This window comes from Metabacillus niabensis (assembly GCF_902829255.1).
Lineage (GTDB): Bacteria > Bacillota > Bacilli > Bacillales > Bacillaceae > Metabacillus > Metabacillus niabensis.
In genome coordinates this window covers 1-981 of record NZ_CADEPK010000180.1, presented here as the reverse complement: position 1 = coordinate 981, position 981 = coordinate 1, and the positions used below count along the sequence as shown (strand labels likewise).

The 981-nt window shown below is 30.4% G+C and carries 1 protein-coding gene; it reads right to left on the bottom strand.

The window, feature by feature from the left end; genetic code table 11:
- On the bottom strand, positions 1-981 hold a 981-nt coding region (locus HU235_RS12435; protein WP_174880411.1), incomplete at both ends, for a glycosyltransferase.

Here is a 981-nt window from a genome sequence, read left to right as displayed (position 1 = left end):
TCCTTGTTTAATAAAACTATTTTTTATCATTTCAATATCCAATTCTTTTTTATTTATTCTTTGCAATATTGCATCAGCCCAAATTTCTGGTCCATCATTAAGAGATAACTTTGTCATTAATCCCATTTGTAAATCTGACTCTGGTTGGATTGCTTCTGAAACAACACAAGGTATACCACAAGCCTGTGCTTCAAGGAGAACAAGGCCTAACCCTTCATATTTTGATGGAAAAACAAATATGTCCATTGAATGCAAGACTGTTGCTATATCTTGTCTTATTCCTAAAAATTTAATTTTATTTTGTAAACCTTCTTTTTGGGCAATTTCTTCATATCTCTCTCTTAATTCTCCATCACCAACAAGAATCATTTTAACTTTGGGATTCTTTTCAACAATATTTCCCATTATCTCCATTAAAAATTTATGATTTTTCGTATCAATGAATCTACCAATATGACCGATAATAAGGGAATCTCCTAACCCTTCCTTTTCCTTAAACTTTATTACATCTTCCTTTCTATTCACTAGAAAATTAGTGTAATCGATTAAATTCGGAAAAAGTAAATATTGATTCCCCAAAATTTTCTTCTCCCCAAACAAAAAAATTCCTGCAGCCTGACTACATGCAAGAAGTTTTGTAGAATATGCATTTATTAAATACCTCATTATCTTCATATAGAGCTGGCGTATAAACGTATCACTTTTATCATTTGTTGTATGTGCATGTGATATCCTAACGTTAATTCCAGCAATTTTTGCCGCGACACATACAATACCACTGTGAAATAAAGTGTGTGAGTGAATAGCGACATATGGACCATATGTCCTTATTGCTTTAATTATTTCAAGAATAGAATATTGATTTGATAAAGTAATTATTCTACCTCCCAACTTTTTAATTTCAACATCATAGTCAGAATCTTTATTACTGAAAGTTAGAAAATCAAACTGTATGTTTTTTCTATTAATATTCCTATAGAT